At 55.2% G+C, this 1,248-nt stretch carries 1 protein-coding gene; it reads left to right on the top strand.

Annotation, left to right across the window (positions count from 1 at the left end; translation table 11 throughout):
- Nucleotides 1–451: 451 nt before the first annotated feature.
- Nucleotides 452–1,248 (top strand): cytosine permease (locus ACXRVY_RS29935; protein ID WP_458239063.1); only part of this gene is annotated, 797 nt, incomplete at its 3' end.

Here is a 1,248-nt window from a genome sequence, read left to right as displayed (position 1 = left end):
GGTTATGTGTCTGCTCACAAAAAATGTGTACACACGAATGTCACCATCGGTGCCCTTTGTGTGTGCACTTTTAGTTTCAGCGCCCCAAAAAGTTACATCTCCTTTCCCACCACCTCGCCTGCATCCCCCTCTCCAAAAATAAATACCTGTTCAATCGGTCAATTTAAATGTTGTGTTTTTCAGTGAGTTATTCGTTTTCGATAACAAAACGAAATGAGCACTGATTTTTATAGAATCGCGACAGGCATGGATCTGGCTTAAGTGCATACATATTTTGTATACAACAAATCCAAAACATACACACACTTTAGATCCGCAAGCCTGAAGCGCCCTATCCCGTACAGGCTGCAGATGCCCAGTAACCAATGATATTCGCCACCCGCGACGAAGATTTGTCGAGCCAACGCTCATGCACAGTCATCGCGGCGTCGAGCATCAGGAGCCTGCCGGAATGCGTACCAGTCTCTCCAATAACAACATCGCGCTGGATCTACCCTCCTCCCATTCCACCCACACCGCCGACAATCAGGCGCATCACACCCCTGTGGTGCTCAGTCCCCGACTGCATAACAAGGACCTGGCGCCGACCAAAGCCGAAGGGAGACGCTGGGGGCGCTACAGCATCTTTGCCCTGTGGACCAACGACGTGCACAACATTGCCAACTACTCGTTTGCCATCGGTCTGTACGCTTTGGGTCTGGGTGGCTGGCAGATTCTCCTGTCCCTGGGGATCGGCGCGGCGCTGGTTTACTTCTTCATGAACCTGTCTGGCTACATGGGCCAGAAAACCGGGGTGCCGTTTCCGGTCATCAGCCGGATCAGTTTCGGCATTCACGGTGCGCAGATTCCTGCATTGATCCGCGCCGTTATCGCCATCGCCTGGTTCGGTATTCAGACGTACCTTGCGTCCGTGGTCTTCCGCGTGTTGTTGACGGCGGTCCATCCCGGGTTCGCTGACTACGACCACAACTCGATCCTCGGCCTGTCGACTCTGGGCTGGGTGTGTTTCGTCGCGATCTGGTTCGTGCAACTGGCGATCCTCGCCTATGGCATGGAGATGGTGCGGCGCTACGAGGCATTTGCCGGCCCGGTGATTCTGCTGACCGTCGCCGCCCTCGCCACTTGGATGTACACCCAGGCCGATGCGACCATCGCCGTGCTGATCCTGCCGTGGAACCTCTACAACAGTCCGCTGGTGATCGTGTACTTCCTGTCCGGCCTCGGTGCCCTGCTCGGCCTGTTGTACGG

The organism is Pseudomonas sp. P5_A2_2 (assembly GCF_054177685.1).
Note: the sequence above shows the minus strand (reverse complement) of the source record. Positions and strands in the feature narration are given on the sequence as shown.